Origin of the sequence: Sagittula marina (genome assembly GCF_014196795.1) — a bacterium.
GTDB classification, from domain to species: Bacteria; Pseudomonadota; Alphaproteobacteria; order Rhodobacterales; family Rhodobacteraceae; genus Sagittula; species Sagittula marina.
In genome coordinates this window covers 239,901-257,920 of record NZ_JACIEJ010000006.1, presented here as the reverse complement: position 1 = coordinate 257,920, position 18,020 = coordinate 239,901, and the positions used below count along the sequence as shown (strand labels likewise).

Annotated in this window: 14 protein-coding genes; 8 read left to right on the top strand and 6 right to left on the bottom strand. The window is 62.0% G+C overall.

Going from position 1 to position 18,020, the window contains the following annotated elements; translation table 11 throughout:
* Positions 1-4: 4 nt before the first annotated feature.
* The 5 genes from GGQ68_RS13705 to GGQ68_RS13685 form a co-directional block, all read right to left on the bottom strand.
* Complete coding sequence (locus tag GGQ68_RS13705; protein WP_183966904.1) at positions 5-817, bottom strand: ABC transporter permease; 813 nt, start codon at positions 815-817, stop codon at positions 5-7.
* The gene (locus tag GGQ68_RS13700; protein WP_183966902.1) at positions 814-1,668 is read right to left on the bottom strand and encodes an ABC transporter permease; all 855 of its coding nucleotides are present in this window, start codon (positions 1,666-1,668) and stop codon (positions 814-816) included. Before GGQ68_RS13700 ends, GGQ68_RS13705 begins: the two co-directional genes overlap by 4 nt.
* Positions 1,665-2,723, bottom strand: a complete 1,059-nt coding sequence (locus GGQ68_RS13695) for an ABC transporter ATP-binding protein (protein ID WP_183966899.1) — start codon at positions 2,721-2,723, stop codon at positions 1,665-1,667. The genes GGQ68_RS13700 and GGQ68_RS13695 overlap by 4 nt, the downstream gene beginning before the upstream one ends.
* 3 nt (positions 2,724-2,726) lie before the next feature.
* A complete protein-coding gene (locus GGQ68_RS13690; protein ID WP_183966897.1) occupies positions 2,727-3,758 on the bottom strand; it encodes an ABC transporter substrate-binding protein in 1,032 nt (343 codons plus the stop codon).
* 108 nt (positions 3,759-3,866) lie between these two features.
* Positions 3,867-5,513 carry a thiamine pyrophosphate-binding protein gene (locus GGQ68_RS13685; protein ID WP_183966895.1) on the bottom strand — a complete coding sequence of 549 codons (1,647 nt, stop codon included), beginning with the start codon at positions 5,511-5,513 and terminating at the stop codon, positions 3,867-3,869.
* Positions 5,514-5,930: 417 nt separating this feature from the next.
* Between GGQ68_RS13685 and GGQ68_RS13680 the strand changes: the two genes are divergently transcribed.
* A complete protein-coding gene (locus tag GGQ68_RS13680; RefSeq protein WP_183966893.1) occupies positions 5,931-7,268 on the top strand; it encodes a methyl-accepting chemotaxis protein in 1,338 nt (445 codons plus the stop codon).
* A 135-nt stretch (positions 7,269-7,403) separates the two neighbouring features.
* On the opposite strand, the gene GGQ68_RS13675 is transcribed toward GGQ68_RS13680, so the two are convergent.
* Positions 7,404-7,541: a hypothetical protein gene (locus GGQ68_RS13675; RefSeq protein ID WP_183966891.1), complete on the bottom strand. Its 138-nt coding sequence runs from the start codon at positions 7,539-7,541 to the stop codon at positions 7,404-7,406.
* Positions 7,542-8,764: 1,223 nt separating this feature from the next.
* Between GGQ68_RS13675 and GGQ68_RS13670 the strand changes: the two genes are divergently transcribed.
* The 7 genes from GGQ68_RS13670 to GGQ68_RS13640 all read left to right on the top strand — a co-directional run bounded on the left by GGQ68_RS13670 (position 8,765) and on the right by GGQ68_RS13640 (position 17,940).
* Positions 8,765-10,246, top strand: a complete 1,482-nt coding sequence (locus GGQ68_RS13670; RefSeq protein WP_183966889.1) for a sugar ABC transporter ATP-binding protein — start codon at positions 8,765-8,767, stop codon at positions 10,244-10,246.
* A gap of 72 nt (positions 10,247-10,318) precedes the next feature.
* Positions 10,319-11,344, top strand: coding sequence for an ABC transporter permease subunit (locus GGQ68_RS13665; RefSeq protein WP_221235592.1), 1,026 nt, complete (start codon positions 10,319-10,321; stop codon positions 11,342-11,344).
* 107 nt (positions 11,345-11,451) lie between these two features.
* Complete coding sequence (locus tag GGQ68_RS13660; protein ID WP_183966887.1) at positions 11,452-12,450, top strand: substrate-binding domain-containing protein; 999 nt, start codon at positions 11,452-11,454, stop codon at positions 12,448-12,450.
* 117 nt (positions 12,451-12,567) lie between these two features.
* Positions 12,568-13,326 carry a GolD/DthD family dehydrogenase gene (locus tag GGQ68_RS13655; RefSeq protein ID WP_183966885.1) on the top strand — a complete coding sequence of 253 codons (759 nt, stop codon included), beginning with the start codon at positions 12,568-12,570 and terminating at the stop codon, positions 13,324-13,326.
* Positions 13,323-15,107, top strand: a complete 1,785-nt coding sequence (gene dhaL / locus GGQ68_RS13650; RefSeq protein ID WP_221235591.1) for a dihydroxyacetone kinase subunit DhaL — start codon at positions 13,323-13,325, stop codon at positions 15,105-15,107. The genes GGQ68_RS13655 and dhaL (GGQ68_RS13650) overlap by 4 nt, the downstream gene beginning before the upstream one ends.
* A gap of 122 nt (positions 15,108-15,229) precedes the next feature.
* A complete protein-coding gene (gene dhaL / locus GGQ68_RS13645) occupies positions 15,230-15,886 on the top strand; it encodes a dihydroxyacetone kinase subunit DhaL (RefSeq protein ID WP_183966883.1) in 657 nt (218 codons plus the stop codon).
* The gene (locus GGQ68_RS13640) at positions 15,886-17,940 is read left to right on the top strand and encodes a bifunctional sugar-binding transcriptional regulator/dihydroxyacetone kinase subunit DhaK (RefSeq protein WP_183966881.1); all 2,055 of its coding nucleotides are present in this window, start codon (positions 15,886-15,888) and stop codon (positions 17,938-17,940) included. The genes dhaL (GGQ68_RS13645) and GGQ68_RS13640 overlap by 1 nt, the downstream gene beginning before the upstream one ends.
* Positions 17,941-18,020 lie beyond the last annotated feature (80 nt).

Below are 18,020 nucleotides of genomic sequence, written 5' to 3'. Positions count from 1 at the left end.
GGGATCAGAACGCGCGTTGCAAGCCGACGAGTTTCTGCACAAGGGCCACGCCAAGGATCGACAGCAGGATCGACAGGGTCGCGGCGGCTGCAGCGGTGGGCTTGAACTCGTAGGTGAGGAAGTCGAACAGCGCGAGCGGCAGGGTGTTGCCCCCGAGCGGCTTGAGCAACAGCGAGATGGTGTAGAGATCAAAGCTGTTGATGAAGGCGAAGATCCCTCCCATCGCCAGACCCGGCATCACCAGCGGCAGGATCACCAGCCGGAAGGTTTGCCAGCCCGTTGCGCCAAGGCTTTGCGAGGCTTCCTCCAGCGCGTCCGGCACCTGCCGCATCGCCGCGGCGATCGACACGTAGGCATAGGGAAAGGACATCAGGATGTGCCCCATCTGCAGACCCATAACGGTCTTTGCCATCTGGATCTTGTAGAGGAAGAACAGCAGCCCGACGGCGGTCAGCAGCTCGGGCACCAGCAGCGGCAGGGTCATGCCAAGCTGGTACCAGCCCGACAGGCGGCCGCTGATGACCTGGCCCGCCATGGCCGCCATCATCGCGACGGTCATGGTCACCACAGCCGTCACCGCACCGATGCGCAGAGACATCAGCAGCCCGTCCACCAGGTCCTGACGGTCAAAGAACTCGAAATACCAGCGCAGAGAGATGCCCTGCGGCGGAAACTCGATCATCAGCCCGTTGGTGAAAGACGCACCGATGATCATCACCAGCGGTGCCATCAGGAAAACATAGAGCAGCACGATCAGGATGCCGAAGCCGATGTTCACCGGCTTCTGGTGGGGGAAGGTGTTGGACATTTCGCTCATGCCTTGGACCTTTCCATGAGACGTGACGTGAGCGCGGTAAACAGCACCACGACAAGGATGCTCGAGAGCGACAGCACGATGGCCAGCGCGGAGCCGAAGGGCCATTGGAAGGTGCCGGTGAGTTCACCGATGATGAGCGTCGGCATGTAGCTGACCATCTGTCCGCCCAGCAGCGCGGGGGTCACGTAGGCCGCCACGGCAAGCACGTAGACAAGGATCATGCCGGGATAGATGCCGGGGAAGCTCAGCGGCAGTATGATGTCACGGAACACCTCTCGGCGGCTGGCGCCCATAGAGGAGGACGCCTCGACCAGCGTCGGAGAAATGTTGCGAAGTGCATTGTTGATCGGCAGAACCATGAAGGGCACGAAGACGTGCACCAAGGCCAAAATCACCAACCCTTGGGTGAACAACAGCCGCAGCGGCCTCTCGATGATCCCCAAACCGAGCAACACCTCGTTCAGCGGGCCGTTCAGCGCGGCGGCGATCATCCAGCCGAAGTTGCGCACCAGCACCCCGGTCATGAGCGGGGACGCGATGCAGGCATAGAGGAAGACCGCCTTCATGCCCGTGGCCTTCGACATGTGCCACGCGATGGGATAGCTGACCATCAGACACAGCACCGCCACCACGCCAGCGGTCAGCAGCGACCGCCCGAGCACGGCCCAGTAGTAGCCGTCGCTCAGGATGCGGTCGTAATGCATCATGGTGAAATCGTCGCCGAAGGGCGCCGATTCACCGGGGGTGCGAAAGCTCATCTCAACCATGTTCGTGATCGGCAGGATCATGAAGACGAAGATCAGCGCGATGGCCGGGATGGCCAGCAGAAGTTTCGGATTGCGCAGGGTCATGGCGTGACCTCTGGCATCAACCAGGCGTGGGTGTGGTCGATAGCAATGCCCACCTCTTTGCCGGCCACCACATGGTGGTTCGGCTCGGCGGCCAGCTTCAGCACCGATCCATCGTTAAGCGTGATCTCGCAATGCAGCGCCGCACCGAGGAAGGCTGATTTCGTGACCGTTCCGCGGAAGGTGCCCGCCTCGGGCGTGGTCAACGAAAGTGCCTCGGGACGCAGCAGCAACTCGGCGGGGCCGGTGATGCCCGGGACACCCGCCAATTCCAGCGTGACCCCTGCGGCGGAGATGGTATAGCGGCCCTCTCCATGCGGTGTCACCGACTGGCATGGGATGAAGTTTGCCTCGCCGGTGAAGTCGGCGACGTAGCGTTCCACCGGCTTCTGGTAGATTTCGCGCGGGGTCGCGAATTGCGCCACACGCCCCGCCTTCATCACGGCCACCATGTCCGACATGGCCATCGCCTCGGACTGGTCGTGGGTCACGTAGAACGCGGTGATGCCGGACTGCTGCTGCAAGTCGCGGATCAGCCAGCGCACCTCGTCACGCAGGCGCGCATCCAGGTTGGCCAGCGGCTCGTCGAGCAGGAGCAGCTTGGGTTTCAAAACCAGGGCACGCGCCAGCGCCACCCGCTGCTGCTGACCACCCGAGATGGCGCGCGGCAACCGATCCCCGAGACCGTCGAGGCGCACCAGCTTCATCGCGTCGTGCACCCGTGTGGTGATCTCCGGTTTGGGCAGCTTCTGGATTTTCAAACCGTAGCCGATGTTCTCGGCTACGGTCATGTGCGGGAAGAGAGCATAGTTCTGAAAGACCACGCCGAAACCGCGACGGTTGGCCGGGGTCCCGAGGATGGACTCCCCGTCTACCGTGATTTCCCCACCATTCGCCTCGAGAAAGCCTGCAAGGCACCGCAAGGTGGTGCTCTTGCCGCAACCTGACGGCCCCAGGAGGGTCACCAGCTGGCCACTCTCGGCCTTCAGAGACACCCCGTCGAGTGCGAGGAAATCCTGATACCGCTTGCGCAGATCCCTGACTTCAACCGTCGCCATAACTCAGATCGTCCGTTCCCAGAGGTCGTTCAAGCCCGGCATGATGGCGAGCGTCTCGTCCCAGTCAAACCGGATGGCCTGGCTGACCACTTCGGGCTGGAGGGGCCACTTCTGAAGTTCCTCGGGCAGCTCCACGGTCTTGTTGACCGGCGCGATGAGCCAGTTTTCAGCCATCCAGAGCTGGATTTCCGGCGACAAGACGAAGTTGATGTAGTCGAAGCCAAGCTGCTTGTCGGGGCTGTTCTTGAACACAGAGAAGGAGTGGTCGAACACCAGCATGCCCTCTTCCGGCACAACGTAGTCGAGTGGGATGCCGGCCTCTTGCATCGCCTTGACCTCGCCAAGGTCGATCGGTGCCACGGCCACCTGGCCCTGCGACAGCAGCGGGGTGAGCTGTGCGGAATAGCCGATCTGCGGAAACGGACCCAGCTCCTTGAATTTCGCCACGGCCGTTTCGATGTCGTCGCGGCCCGAGCCGAAGTGCTCACCGGCCCACATCGCCATCATGGTCGCGGCGGAGTTGGTGATCTTGTAGAGGCCCAGCTGCCCCTTGAAACGCTCGTCCCAGAGGTCGGCCCAGCCTTTGGGCGGCTCGGACACGAGGTCGGTGCGGTAGGCAATGACCAGCGGCGCCAGCATACCGGTGACGGCGGTGTTGCCTTTCAGGATCGCGGGCTCGATCACGTCGGCCATGTTCGGCACATTTTCGGGCGTAAGCTCCGCGAAATAGCCCTCGTTGCGGATCATCGCGGTGTATTTTTCGTTCAGCATGACCGCCGGGAACGGGGGGTTGTCCGGACCGGCTGCGCGGAAGTTGGAGATCCAGGCCATCCCAAGCCCGATGTCGAGATCGAAGTCCTTGCCGATCTGCTCGGCGAACTTCGGCATCACGTGCTGGCGCCAGTCGTTTTCCCAGCGGCCGCCGAACATATTCACAATAAACGTGTCGGACTGGGCGAAGGCCGGGGCACCGATCGCGCCGAGAGCCGCGGCCCCGACCGAGGTCTTTAGGAAGTTGCGTCTTGTGAAGGCCATGAAAGTAACTCCTGTTGGTTTTTTTATAGCATGGGCGGTTGCGTACCCGGGGAAGGAAGGCCGCAACCGCCCGAGAACCCCACTGCGCAGCGGGATTTCGGGGCCGCCCTACATTTCGATCATCGTGGGGTCGAGACGCAGGTCGATCAAGACGGGGCCATCGCGTTCGGCGATGGCAGTGCAGGCCGTATCAAGGGTGGCGTCATCGGTGACGCGCACCGTCGCGAAGCCCAGCGTTGCACAGGTCGTGGCAAAATCGATCCGGGCAATCATCGACAGCTCCGGGTCCATCTTGCGGTTGGTGAACTGCACATGCTCGGCACCGTAGCTGCCATCGTTGCACAGGATCACGATCAGGTCGGCCTTTTCCCGGACAGCCGTTACAAGTTCGCTCAGACCCGACAGGGTGAAGCCACCATCGCCAGCCACCAGCACGGTCGGGCGATCATCAATCGAGGTCGCTGCTCCGATCGCTTCACCCAGCCCGCAGCCGATGGCACCGAAATGTGACGTGTAGACAAGGTCCTGCGGCCGGGTGACCGGAAGATTGCGCCATGCGCTTGTGACGAACCGTCCGAGGTCGGCGACAAGCACCCGGTCCTCGGGCAGGGCCTGATGCAAACGGCGCAGTGCAGGCGCCATGTCTACCGTACCCGGCGCGGTCTTGGCCGCCGTCGGCACCCTGGCAAAATCTGTGGCTTCGGTGCGCAGGCGTTCGGCAAGGTCCGGGTCGGTGACCCCCGACCCGGGAATTTCGGCCATGTCCAGAAGCTCTGTGAGCGCGGTCGCGGTGCCGGCGAGATCACCGATCAGGCGCAGGGTCGCTGTATCAAGTCGGGGCGTCTCCTGCACATCCGGGAGGATCTGAACCACGCGCTTTCCCTTGGTATAGGCGCGCTCTTCGGTGGTGTGCTTGCTCAGGCTCGCGCCAAAGGCGAGGATGCAGTCCGATTGCATGATGACGTCAACGGCCGTCGGATGACTGAGCCCGCCGCAGATGCCGATGTTGAAGGGCTCGCCGTGGAACAAGCCTTGTGCCTTCAGCGTGGTAGCCAGTGGGGCTTCGATCCGTGCCGCCAGTGCGATCAGCGCCGCGCGGGCCTGTGGGGTAGCGGCCCCACGGCCCGCAAGGATCAGGGGGCGACGGGCCGAAGCCAGCATCCCGGCTGCGTCTTCCAGCGGCTCGCCCGAGGCAGGTGCCATTGCGCAGTCAGGCACCGCAACGGTCGTTCCGGTCGCGGCAATGTCATTCCACATCAAATCGACCCGCATGTTGTAGACAACGGGGCACCGGCGGTGCGCCGCGATGCGAAACGCGCGATCCAGATCCTCGATTGCGGTGGCCGGGCTGCGCATCTCGATAAAGACAGCGCCGGTGCTTGCCACGACCTCACGCTGGTCGATCTTCTGCAAGTGCTGAAGGTCACCGGGGGCCGTGTCACCGCAGAGCACGACAAGAGGGATGCCGCCTCGCGCCGCCTCGGCCAAGGCCGTGATCACATTTGTCAGCGCCGGTCCGTGCGTGATCGTTGCCACGCCGGTGCGCCCCGTCGCTTGCGCAAAGCCAATGGCCGCCAGAACGGCGTTGGCCTCGTGCGTGCAGGCGACATAGCGGCCAAGCTCTGCATCAACGTAGGCGTCCACCATGAACAGGTTGGCATCTCCGACGAGGCCGTAGAGGTGGGTCGTCCCGTGGGAAGCCAAAGCTCGGGCCAACCCTTGGTGCAACTTCAACGTGTCCGCCGTATCTTTCATGTCGTGCCGTATGCCTCATCCGTTTCTGAAGATCACCTTAGGCCCCCCCGATGCGTGACAAAAGTTCATTTTACGAACTTGAAAAGTTCCACGATGGAACCTTAATTTCGGCAAGACATTCGGGGTACAATCAGGCTTTCGCTGGCACTCTTCGATCAAATTGCGCGCGTCCCAAGAACGTCGCCGGGCGCCTTTCCGAAGAACGCGGGAGATCTTGAACGCTTGAGAAGACCCTTTCAACGACGTGACTGCCAATTGTGGGTGCGTTTCCGTGCCCAGTTACCGGGACCGATCGGCGAAACTGATGCCACTGCGCTGCACAGCGCCAAGGTTCTGTCCCACAACAAGGCCATCGGACATTAAAGGTTTGTACGCTTTTTGCCCCTATTACCGACTGCGATTAGGCAGGAGAACAGCATGTGGTTTCGACATCAGACGGCTTCCCAGGGTGATCAAACCATAGGGGCCCAGGAAGCTATCTTCCAAATTGTAGAGCGCACACAAGCCGTTATTCACTTCTCGCCAGACGGCATCGTCCTTGCAGCGAATAATCTTTTTGTTGATGCACTCGGCTACACCACCGAAGAGGTCGTCGGCCTGCACCACAGCGTTTTCGTGCAGAGGAAATTCAGAGAAACTCAAGCCTACCAAGACTTCTGGCAAAAACTTCGAGACGGCGAATTCTTCACAGATGAATTTCCAAGAGTGACAAAAGATGACAAGGTCATCTGGCTTTCGGCAACTTACGCTCCGGTCTTCGACAAAGCGGGCAAAGTCGTGCAAGTTACTAAAATTGCTACCGAAATTACCAAGCAACGGGAAGCAATCCATGCGATTTCCAAGGGACTCGAAGCCCTGAGCAACGGGAATTTGAGACATCGCATCAACCTGCCGTCACAAGATCGTATGAGAGAGGTGGCTGACAGCTTCAACTCCGCGGTCGAAAGCGTTTCGACCTTGATCGTACGGGTTCAAAATGTCGCCAGTTTGATTGATGCGATGTCACAGCAAATAACATCAAATACTTCAGATCTGTCACGGCGCACAGAAACTCAGGCAGCCACCTTGGAACAAACGGCAGCTGCTGTGGAAGAGTTGAGCAACCATTCGAGGTCCGCGTCGAATTATGCGCAGGAAGTCGGAAAAGAGGCGCAGACGACCAGAGTGGCGGCGGAAGATAGCAGCAAAGTCGTAAACGACGTTACTGATGCCATGACCAGGATTGAGAACTCTTCCGAATCCATATCCGAAATCATCTCGGTGATTGATGATATTGCATTCCAAACCAACCTATTGGCATTGAATGCCGGCGTTGAAGCCGCACGCGCAGGAGAGGCAGGCCGAGGCTTCGCCGTCGTTGCTTCCGAGGTGCGACAGCTGGCCCAAAGGTCAGCCGCCTCTGCCCAGGAAATCAAATCTCTTATAGGTCAAAGCACTGAGCACGTTCAGGAAGGAGCCGATCTGGTCAAAAAGGCTCGCAGCGATTTGGAAGCGATTTTCCGCGGTGTTGAGCTGATAAGCGAACGGATCGGAACTGTGGTAACCGGCCTCCAAGAGCAAACCTCTACATTGACGGAAATTAATACTGCGGTTTCGCAACTCGACAGAGTGACGCAACAAAACGCCGCGATGGTAGGCGAGACAGCAAGCGTCACAACTGAGTTGTCTAAGAACAGCGTATCACTGTCTGACGCAATTTCGATTTTCGACATTGATGTGGTCGAGACAGAATACAAAATTGCAGCAAACGAATAAACTGGAATTCAGATAACGCGCGATTTGACACATTTGGTTACCCTCGGTCCGGTGCGGGTCGGCATCAACAGGTATAACCTTGGCACTGACCTTCTTCTTCCGCCTGAGGAACAGGGAAGCGTATCTCCTTCGGTTTCAGGCCATCCCGAAAAACTTGGCCTTCACCAAGGCCATGAGGTCGACCTTCAGTGCACCGCGAAGCACCATTTCGGCAGCTTCGTGATCTAGATCTCCTGCGGCGATGCGCTCGTCAACAGCCTTGAGGCTGTGCATCCAATCGTCCACGTTAAATCGCACGGCATAGTCAAGTGGGCGTCGCCGAAATACACTTCGTCGGGCGTAATATTTGGCACCGCGCGTCCAGAGTTTCCGTACAAAATAGTAGATAGCACGCAAGCGCTCATCTCGCATGACTTTGGGCGGGCAATCTTATCTCCCGCAGCGTCCGTCCTGCTGCCAAATATGGTAGAAAGAGCCGATGCTTGCCGTGTTGCGAAGGCGCGCTTCATATACGCGACAGAGGATCACGGCTCCGGAAACACCGGTGTAGATCTGTTCGGGCAACTTTGGCAGAACGAAACGAAATCGCCATCTCTTTGCGCAAATTTCACAATCTGGAAGTGCGAAATGGCGGCGTCGCTAGCGAGGTGGCTATGCCGCTCAGAACGGCGCGCCCCGTATGTCGATCGACAGGCCTTAATTATATCAGTAAAGATTGGAAATCCGCCCGGCATTGTGTTCACTATGTGGTTGGGACATGCTGCCAAGCCGTAAAAAAGCGGGTTGGTTTTTCTGTTTCTACACACGGCATATAGATGGCCCAACCGAAAAGGGCAACAGACCGGCCTCCGTATCGAAAAGCCCCCTCTGAGCCAGCGAGCATCATTTGGACAAGATTTGGTGTAAATCCGGCTCCTCATTGCGCCTGCTGATCGGGTTGGGTTTTGTCAACTCTCAACCGTAGACCACTACTGGCAGCCTGCCGCCAAAACCTGAGTGCAAGCGATGGCCGTCGAAATGGGGCATTCTTGTCCTGATGCCTGCCATCGGCTTTGATTCGGTCTCCAAAGCTCGCAGGTAGTTGCGCTGATATATCAAAGGTCGCCAGAGCCGCTTTGCCTTGCAGAACTGCTTGATTGAAGGCTCGTCTCGGACAGGCGCCCGCCGAAGCCCGGCCAAGTGCGCCCCGACGCGTTCGTCGACATCCTCAAAATTGGCGACCCCTCCAGCACACCCAAAAGCTGATCGCCGCACCAGGGAATCAAAATTGAACACCTCTCAAGCCTGATTTGACCAGCAAGGCCCTGCCTCACTCAATGTCGAGACGTCTTGGCATTGGCCGCAACCTGCGTCACGGCACCACGGAAACCCGGAACTTGAACTTTGTAAAAAACTTTTTGACAAATGTCAGAACTTAGGTAGCTTACCTAATGGAAGGAGCGGCCTGACAAAAGTCAGACGCTCGCCGGGCACAGACAGCAGACAGGGAGTACAAGATGCAACAACCACTGCTCGTGGCCGATGGCTTCAAGAAAGCCTTCAATGGCGTACCAGCCCTCAAGGACGGCCGCTTTCGACTGGAGCCGGGCTCCGTACACGCGCTGTGCGGCGGTAATGGCGCAGGCAAATCGACTTTTCTGAAGATTCTCATGGGCATCCACCAGCGCGATGGCGGGATGCTTTTGCGCAACGGGTCCGAAGTGATGTTCAACGATCCATCGGAAGCACTGACCAATGGCATTTCCATCATTGAGCAAGAGCTAAGCCCCGTTCCGGCCATGACCGTGGCCGAGAACATCTATCTCGGACGCGAGCCTGTCGGTTTCCTCGGGCGCGTCGACTTCCGCAAGATGAATGCCGATGCGCAGGCGCTGCTCGATGGCTTCCATTTCGGGATCCGCGCCGACACCATGATGATGGACCTCACCGTAGCGCAGACCCAGCTGGTCGAGATCGCCAAGGCCCTGAGCTATGACGCCGAAGTCATCATCATGGACGAACCCACATCGGCCCTGGGCGAAGCAGAAGCCGACCAGCTGTTCGAGGCGGTGCGCACCCTCAAGGCCCGTGGCAAGGGCGTGATCTACGTCAGCCACCGCCTGTCCGAGATCTTTACCATCTGTGACAGCTACACGGTGTTCCGCGACGGCGCCTATGTCGAGGATGGCAATCTGAGCGATATCGACAAGGACCGGCTGATCAACCTGATCGTCGGCCGCCCCCTCGCCGAAGAATTTATCAAGGAAAACACCCCGGAAACCGAAGTCGCGCTGAGCGTGCGCAACCTGTCCGCAGCGCATGGCGTGGCCGAGGTGGATTTTTCGGTAAAACGCGGTGAGATCCTGGCGCTTTACGGTCTGCTCGGTTCAGGGCGGTCCGAAATATTCGACCGTCTCTTTGGTCTGTCGTCGGAAACGACGGGGGAGATCCTGATCGACGGTAAGCCGGTGAACATTACGACCCCCCGGCAGGCGATCGACGCAGGCCTGGCCTACGTCACGGAGGACCGCAAGGGGTCTGGGCTGGTGCTGTCAGGGGACGTCCGCGACAACCTCTGCCTTGCGACGCTTGACGCCATGTCGCCGCGCTTCGTGATGAACGGCCGCGCCGAGGCAGAGGCAGCCGAGCAGATGATCGACACTTTGAACATCAAGACGGCGACGGACCGGCTCGGCGTGTCGAACCTGTCCGGCGGCAACCAGCAAAAGGTCGTTCTGGGCAAGTGGTTCCTGACCGAGCCAGACATTCTGCTGCTGGACGAACCCACTCGCGGCGTCGACGTCGGGGCCAAGCGCGAAATCTACCGGGTCATGTCCGACTTCGCCCGCAACGGCGGCACCATCATCATGGTGTCCTCCGAAACGGACGAGGTGCTGGGCATGGCTGACCGAGCCGTTGTCATGCGCGACGGGCGCGTGGCCGGTGAACTGAACCGGGCCGAGATGTCGGCCGAAGGATTGCTGCACCTCGCCGTCTGACGCGCTGAGCCGGGGACGCTTTGAGCCCCCGCGCAGGACAGGCGACGTGCAAACCCCACAGGGAGAATTGACGTGGAACAGCAGATGAAGGCCGAAGCCCCCGCCGGGGCCGGCACCGAGCAAAAGCCGACGATGACGGACCGGATTGGCCCAATTGCGCAGCGATACGGCATTCTGATCGCGCTGCTGGTGCTTTGCGTGGCGCTGGCAATCGTCAGCGAGAACTTCCTGAGCTCGCGCAACATCATCAACGTGCTGAGGCAGACCTCGATCAACGGGATCCTTGCCATCGGCATGACCTTCGTGATCCTGACCCGCGGCATCGACCTGTCCGTGGGGTCGGTCGTGGCGCTGTCCGGCGTGGTCGCCGCCAGCTTTGCCACCACGTCCTCCTCGGCCTTCATTCCCGGCACTCCCTACATGGCCGCCATCCCGCTGATCATCGGCGTGGTCACGGGCATGGCAGTCGGTGCAATTTCGGGCCTTGCGGTGGCGCGCTACGCGGTGCCCGCGTTTGTCGCGACGCTCGGGATGCTGTCGGCTGCGCGTGGATTGACGTTGATCTATTCCGACGGGCGCCCGATCCCGGCGCTGACAGACGGCTTCCGCTGGATCGGAACGGGCGACATCGCGGGCATTCCCCTGCCGATTATCCTGTTCGCGCTGGTCTTTGCCGTCTCGCATTTCGTGCTGACACGGACACGGTTTGGCCGCCATGTCTACGCGGCGGGCGGCAATCCGCACGCCACCAAGGTCTCCGGCATCTCGGTCAACCGCATCCGGTTTTCAGTCTACGTCATCTCGGGTGCCTTGGCTGGCATCGCGGGCATGGTTCTTGCGGCACGCACCGGGTCGGCACTGCCGCAGGCTGGCGTCGCCTACGAGCTTGACGCCATCGCGGCGGTCGTCATCGGCGGCACCAGCCTGGCGGGCGGAATTGGCCGGGTCAGCGGCACCGTGATTGGTGCCCTGCTGATCGGCGTCATGAACAACGGGCTCGATCTGCTGGGCGTGGAATCCTACTACCAACAGGTCATCAAAGGCGCGCTGATCGTCGCGGCGGTCATGCTCGACCGCTCCCGCAAGACAGAAGACTGACAACCCTGACCCTTCAAGAATTACCCCGGACGCGAGGGTGGCGCAGCCACCCGACCGGAGGAGCATGTCCGGGGCGGCTCCAAGATCGTCACCAAGGAGGAAACCACATGACGTTCAAGACTTTCACAACCACCGCAAGTGCCATGGCGCTGACCCTGTCGTTGGCCACCGGCGCAAGCGCGCAGGACGACAAGGTCAAGATCGGCGCGACCGTTTACGGGCTCAACGCCGAGTTCATGCAGCTGTGGGCCAACGCCGCCCAGCAACACCCTGCAGTGACCTCTGGCCTCGTCGACCTGACCGTCTTCGACGGCCGCTATGACGCGTTGGTCCAGCAGGACCAGTTCGAAACCATGATCACCCAAGGCTTTGACGCCATCGTCTTTGTCCCGATGGACATCGAAGCGGGCGCCACCGCAGTCGAGCTCGCCCACGAGGAAGGCATTCCTGTCGTCGGCTCCAACGCGCGGGTGAACAGCGATCTGCTGACCTCCTACGTCGGCTCGAACGACGTGAAGGCCGGCTACATGGAAGCCAAGGCCGTTCTCGACAAGATGAACTGCGAAGGCGACGTTGTCATCATCGAAGGCCCGATCGGCCAGTCCGGTGAGATCCAGCGTGGCGAGGGCAACGAACAGGCGCTGGCCGAATGCCCGGACGTCAAGATCCTCGAACGTCAGACCGGCAACTGGTCCCGCGCCGAAGCGCAGAGCCTGATGGAAAACTGGCTGACCTCGCATGGGTCCGACATCAAGGGCGTGATCGCACAGAACGACGAGATGGCGCTTGGCGCGATCGAGGCGATCAAGGCTGCTGGCATGGACCTGTCCGAGTTCTCCATTGCCGGCGTGGACGGTGTGACCGACGCGCTCAACGCAGTGAAACGCGGCGAGATGGACTCGATCCTGCAGGATGCGACCGGTCAGGCGCAAGGCGCCATCGACGTGGCAATCAAGGCAGTGATGCCCGATTACGAGCCGCAATCCTCGCTCTGGGCTGATTACCCCGAGCTGGACTGGGCTGACGGTGCCGAAAGCCTCTACCAGGTTCCGTGGACCCCGGTGACTGGCGAGAACGTCGACAAGCTGCTGGCCGAGCGCCAGTAAGCCAGACCCAAGACGGCCCCGGCGTGATGCTCCCCACGCCGGGGCGACCTCCCGCAGCCCGACGTTCAGGGCGCGTGGCTGCGGACGCACCTCCCCCCCCTCCTGAAAGGACATGACATGTCTGGACCCATCGATTTCTCACTTGCGGGCAAGACCGCCATCGTGACGGGCGCCGCCTCGGGCATCGGGGCCGCCATTGCCGAGGCGTTTGCCGCCTGCGGCGCGCGTGTGGCGTTGCTGGACATGAACCTCGACGCGGCGCAGTCCAAGGCGGACACGCTGGACGGTGAGGCGCGGGCCTTTGCCTGCAACGTGACCGACGCCGACAGCATTGCGACGGCCGTTTCGGATGTGAAAACCGCGTTCGGCGGTATCGACATTCTGGTGAACTCTGCCGGGATCGTGGACCTTGCCCCCGCCGAAGACCTGTCCGGCTCCGCATGGTCGCGCACCATCGACGTGAACCTGACCGGCAGCTTCCTGATGGCCCAGGCCGTGGGCCGCGTGATGATCGCCGCCGGCAACGGCGGGCGCATCATCAACCTCGCCAGCCAGGCCGGCTCCGTCGCCATCGACGGGCACGTCGCCTATTGCGCCTCCAAATTCGGCATCATTGGCGTGACAAAGACGCTCGCGCTGGAATGGGGCGGACATGGGATCACAGTCAATTCGATTTCCCCCACGGTCGTTCTGACCGAACTGGGCAAGAAAGCCTGGGATGGCCCCAAGGGCGACGCCATGAAGGCGCAGATCCCGGTGGGCCGCTTTGCCGAGCCGGAGGAAATCGCGGCATCAGCAGTCTTTCTCGCCTCCGGTGCGGCGGCGATGATCAACGGAGCCGACCTTTTGGTCGACGGCGGATATACGGTGAAATGATGACGGATCAGACAGGCACGCCCGGCACTGGCAAGGAAATGCAGCGCTTCATCAACGATCCGGATGATCTGGTGGATGAAACCGTTGCAGGCTTTGTGAAGGCGCATCGCGACCTCGTGCAGAAAGACCCGATGAATGCCCGCGTGGTGACCTCGCGCTTTGCCCCCCAGGAGGGCAAGGTCGGCATCGTCACCGGCGGTGGCTCCGGGCATGAACCGGCCTTCATCGGCTACACCGGGCGCAACATGGTGGACGCCGTCGCAGTCGGGGAGCTGTTTTCCTCTCCCACGGCAAAGAGCTTTGCCGATGCGATCCGCGCAGCAGATGGTGGCGCAGGTGTTGCGGTGCTTTACGGGAACTACGCCGGCGACAACATGAATGTCCGCATGGCCAAAGAGATGGTCACCCCCGAAGGCATCGAGGTGTCGACCGTCGTGGCGAATGACGACGTGTGCTCGGCTCCCCTGACCGACCGCGAAAAGCGGCGCGGCGTGGCGGGCGAAATCTTCATGTGGAAGATCGGCGGCGCAAAGGCGGCGCTTGGCGGGTCGCTGGACGAGGTGATCGCCGTTTCGCAACGGGCGGTGGATGCAACCCGCTCCGTGGGCGTTGGCCTTGGCCCCTGCACCCTGCCCGCCGTCGGGCATCCGAATTTCCAGATCGCACCGGGCACCATGGAGGTCGGCATCGGCCACCACGGAGAACCCGGCACCCGGGTCGAGCCATTGAAAGCCGCAGATGACGTGGCCGACGACATGCTCAAGATCGTGCTGGACGATCACGACCTGCCCGAGGGCACCGAAGTGGTCGTATTGGTGTCCGGGCTTGGCGCGACGCCGATCAATGAGCTCTATGTGCTCTATGACCGCCTCGAAACCGGGCTGGAGGCGGCCGGCCTTCGCGTGCACCGCGCTTTTGTCGGCAATTACTTCACCTCTCTGGAAATGATCGGCGCGACCTTGTCGGTGATGGCACTTGACGATGAGCTGAAGACATTGATCGACGTCGAATGCGCCTCGCCCGGTATGGTGGTGACTGGCGCACCGACGGCCCCTGTGGGCCAGGTCACACGCCGCACGCGCACGGCCACCGCCGGCGCGGCATCGGCCAAGGTGCCCCGCGCCCCCGAACCGACCACAACGCCGATCTTGCCGCTGGCGGAGGCCTCCGGCATCGTCGAGGACATGGCCGCGGTTATCGTCGCCAACAAGGCGCATCTGTCAGAGATCGACGGGCTGATCGGAGACGGCGATCACGGCATCAACATGGCCAAGGGCTTTGGCCGTGCCGCCGAACGCATCGCCGGACAGGTCATGCCACTGGACAAGGCGCTGGAACAGCTCTCCGACGTGTTGATGTCGGAAATCGGCGGTTCCATGGGGCCACTCTACGGCTTCATGTTCCAGAACATGGCGCTGTCCATCGCTGGGCGCGATGCCATCGACGCCGAGGGTTTTGCCGCCATGATGCAGGCAGGGCTGGACGGGGTGCGTACCACAGGATCGGCACAGGTCGGGGACAAGACCCTCATCGACTGCTTCGTGCCTGCGGTCGACGCGTTCGACGCCACAAAGGCCAATGGCTTCTCCGAAGCGCTGACGGCAATGAGCAAGGCTGCCGAAACGGGCCGGGACAGCACCGTGGATATGATGGCAAAGCTCGGCCGGGCTGCACGTCTGGGTGAACGGTCGCGCGGCGTGCCGGACGCCGGGGCCACGTCCTGCTGCCTGATCCTGAACGAGCTGGCCGACGCCGTTGCGCGCCGCCTGATCTCGGCCTGACCCTTGTGCTGCGGCCCCGATCCCGACGGGGCCGTATTGCGCGCCGGGCCGCTGGACGGTATGCAGCAGAACGCCGCGCTGCCGAAACTGCCAGCGGCAGCCTTCGATCCGGAACCAGCGCCATGTCCAGCTTTACCCGATCCGACCTGACCGACCTGTTTCGGGCCTTTGCCCAGCGCATGGCCGCTGAACGGACCCTTCTGGGCGAACTCGACGGTGAGATCGGGGATGCGGACCATGGTGTCGCCATGGCCGACGGGTTCGAGGCCGCCGCCCGCGCGCTCGCCAATGTAGAAGACGAAAACCAGACGCTGGGGGACGGGTTCACACTGGCGGGGCAGGTCTTGCTGAATGCTGTTGGGGCAACGACGGGGCCGCTATATGCCAGCGCTCTGACCCGTGCCGCCACGACCTTTGGTCCCGTGCAGGAGGTTCCATTCGATCATTTGCCTGCGCTGATCCCTGCTATATTCGAAGGCGTCGAAAGACGTGGCCACGGAAAGCCCGGCGACAAGACCATGCTGGATGCGTGGTGGCCTGCCGCTCATGTGGTGACGCATGAATCCGATTCGTCAAGCGGCACCGTCGAATGTCTCCGCGCCGCCGCACAGGCCGCCGCCAAAGGCGCAGAAGACACCCGCGCCATGATGGCGTCGCGCGGGCGCGCGGCCCGTCTGGGGCCACGCAGCATCGGGCACCTCGATCCCGGTGCGGTCTCTGCCGCTGCCTTGCTGGACGTGTTGGCCAGCTGGGCCGCCGACCATGAGCGGCTGACCTGATGCCTGCGAGAGGAACCCCGCGCAGCGCAGCGCCCACTGGGGACAAGCGTGCCCCGACCCGGTTTGGCGAAGACATGTTGCTGTGGGCGGCCTGGCTCTACTATGAAGAGGGCCTGACGCAGGCGGAGATCGCCACGCGGATCGGCGTCTCCCGTCCATCGGTCAACGCTTACCTTGCCGACGCCCGCACGCGCGGCATCGTCTCCATCGAAATCGACCCTGACCGGTTCCGCGCGCTGACTTTGTCGCAGGCCATGCAAACCCATTTCGGACTGAACGACTGCATGGTCATCCCTTCGGAAGGCAACGACAATCCATTGACGGATCGGCTTGGCGCCGCTGCCGCCCAGGTTCTCAGACATCTGACAAAGTCGGGCGAGACCGTCGCTGTCACCTGGGGTCGGACGATGTTGGCCATGGCCAGCCACATGTCGCATGGCGCGCTACGCGATGTCCGCATTGTGCAGGCCACGGGCAGCACCACGGCCAAGATCCCCTGGACTCCCGAAGCCTGCGCCACCCGCCTTGCAGAGAACCTCGGCGCGCGGTGCATCCCCCTGTCCGCCCCGGCCATTGTATCGACCGCCGAAGTTCGGGACATGCTGTTGCACGAACCCGTCCTTGCCGAGCAAATGGAGGTTCTGGCGCAAGCCGATCGTATCGTTCTCGGGATTTCCTCGCTCCGGCCCGAAAGCACGATCCACACCAGCGGCCTTTTCGACGAGGTTTCGATCCGCGACCATTACCATGCCGCGGTGGGCAGCATCGCAGGCCGCATGATTTCGGCCAACGGCGCACGGGTGGATGGTCCGCTCGAAGGGCGCACCATAGGCATGGATCTGGACATGATCCGCAAGGTGCCGGAGCGCATGGCCGTCGCCGGCGGCATGGACAAGGTGCAGGCCATTCTGGCCGCCCTGCGCGGCGGCTATGTCTCGACGCTCGTCACCGATGCCGATACGGCCCGGGCGATCCTGACCTCCGAAGGCTACGAAGACCGCCCGCCCCGCAGGCCCGACGCCCCTTCTGAGGCCCTGCCAGAGCGCACACGGGTCAAGAAATTCCTCAACCGCCCACGCGATGCCGTGGACGAGGCCATCGCAGGCGCGCTTTTGGCGCATGAAAGCATCCTCGCCCCGGTGGATGGCGCCCCGCGTGCGATCCGCGCCCGGCACGGGCCACGCTCCGGCAAGGTCGGGCTGGTGATCGGCGGCGGCTCCGGCCATGAACCGGGCTTTCTGGGCTACGTCGGCCAAGGCATGGCGGATGCAGTCGCGGTGGGCAATATCTTCGCTTCGCCGCCGCCGGACCCGATCCTTGCCGCCACGAAAGCGGCGGATGGCGGCACAGGGGTGCTGCACATCTTCGGCAACTTCTCTGGCGACCTGATGAACTTCGAGATGGCCGCCGAAATGGCCGAAGCGCAGGGCATTGCCGTTCGCACCGTGGTGACCACGGATGACATTGCCTCGGCCCCTCTGGACACGCGCAGCGCCCGACGCGGGGTGGCTGGCAATGTCTTTGTCTTCAAGGTGGCGGGCGCGGCGTGCAACAGGATGCTGCCGCTGGACAAATGCGCCGCCATTGCCGCGCGCGCAGCGGACCGCTGCCTGACCATGGGTGTCGCGCTGGAGCCCGGCGCCTCTCTCGACACAGGCCGCCCGAGCTTTCGGCTTGGCCCGGACGACATGGAAATCGGCGTCGGCGTACATGGCGAACCGGGGGTCGCCCGAACGCAGGTGAAATCTGCCGATGAAACCGCTGACCTGATCGTTGACCGCATATTGGACGAGATCAATCCCGCCAACGGCACCGAGGTCGCCCTGCTCGTCAACTCCTTGGGCAGCACCCCTCAGATGGAGCTCTATATCCTGAACAGGCGGCTGCGCCGGCGACTAGAGGCGCATGGGATCACCGTTCATCTCACGCTGCTGGGCCATTACTATACCTCGCTTGACATGGCCGGCGTCTCGATCACGGTGATGCAGCTCGATCTGGAGCTGAAGGAGCTGTTGAATGACCCATGCGACAGCCCAGCCTGGAGCCGCGCCTGACACGGCAGAGCACACGCTTCAGACCGATTTGGGTGTCCCGTCGATCATCTCTTGGCCTCCTCGCTTTGGCTTGCGAGCCT

Excerpts from the sequence above, each read along its gene's own strand:
- GGQ68_RS13705 (WP_183966904.1), bottom strand. The coding sequence starts at position 817 with ATGAGCGAAATGTCCAACACCTTCCCCCACCAGAAGCCGGTGAACATC.
- GGQ68_RS13700 (WP_183966902.1), bottom strand. The coding sequence starts at position 1,668 with ATGACCCTGCGCAATCCGAAACTTCTGCTGGCCATCCCGGCCATCGCG.
- GGQ68_RS13695 (WP_183966899.1), bottom strand. The coding sequence starts at position 2,723 with ATGGCGACGGTTGAAGTCAGGGATCTGCGCAAGCGGTATCAGGATTTC.
- GGQ68_RS13690 (WP_183966897.1), bottom strand. The coding sequence starts at position 3,758 with ATGGCCTTCACAAGACGCAACTTCCTAAAGACCTCGGTCGGGGCCGCG.
- GGQ68_RS13685 (WP_183966895.1), bottom strand. The coding sequence starts at position 5,513 with ATGAAAGATACGGCGGACACGTTGAAGTTGCACCAAGGGTTGGCCCGA.
- GGQ68_RS13680 (WP_183966893.1), top strand. The coding sequence starts at position 5,931 with ATGTGGTTTCGACATCAGACGGCTTCCCAGGGTGATCAAACCATAGGG.
- GGQ68_RS13675 (WP_183966891.1), bottom strand. The coding sequence starts at position 7,541 with ATGCACAGCCTCAAGGCTGTTGACGAGCGCATCGCCGCAGGAGATCTA.
- GGQ68_RS13670 (WP_183966889.1), top strand. The coding sequence starts at position 8,765 with ATGCAACAACCACTGCTCGTGGCCGATGGCTTCAAGAAAGCCTTCAAT.
- GGQ68_RS13660 (WP_183966887.1), top strand. The coding sequence starts at position 11,452 with ATGACGTTCAAGACTTTCACAACCACCGCAAGTGCCATGGCGCTGACC.
- GGQ68_RS13655 (WP_183966885.1), top strand. The coding sequence starts at position 12,568 with ATGTCTGGACCCATCGATTTCTCACTTGCGGGCAAGACCGCCATCGTG.
- dhaL (WP_221235591.1), top strand. The coding sequence starts at position 13,323 with ATGATGACGGATCAGACAGGCACGCCCGGCACTGGCAAGGAAATGCAG.
- dhaL (WP_183966883.1), top strand. The coding sequence starts at position 15,230 with ATGTCCAGCTTTACCCGATCCGACCTGACCGACCTGTTTCGGGCCTTT.
- GGQ68_RS13640 (WP_183966881.1), top strand. The coding sequence starts at position 15,886 with ATGCCTGCGAGAGGAACCCCGCGCAGCGCAGCGCCCACTGGGGACAAG.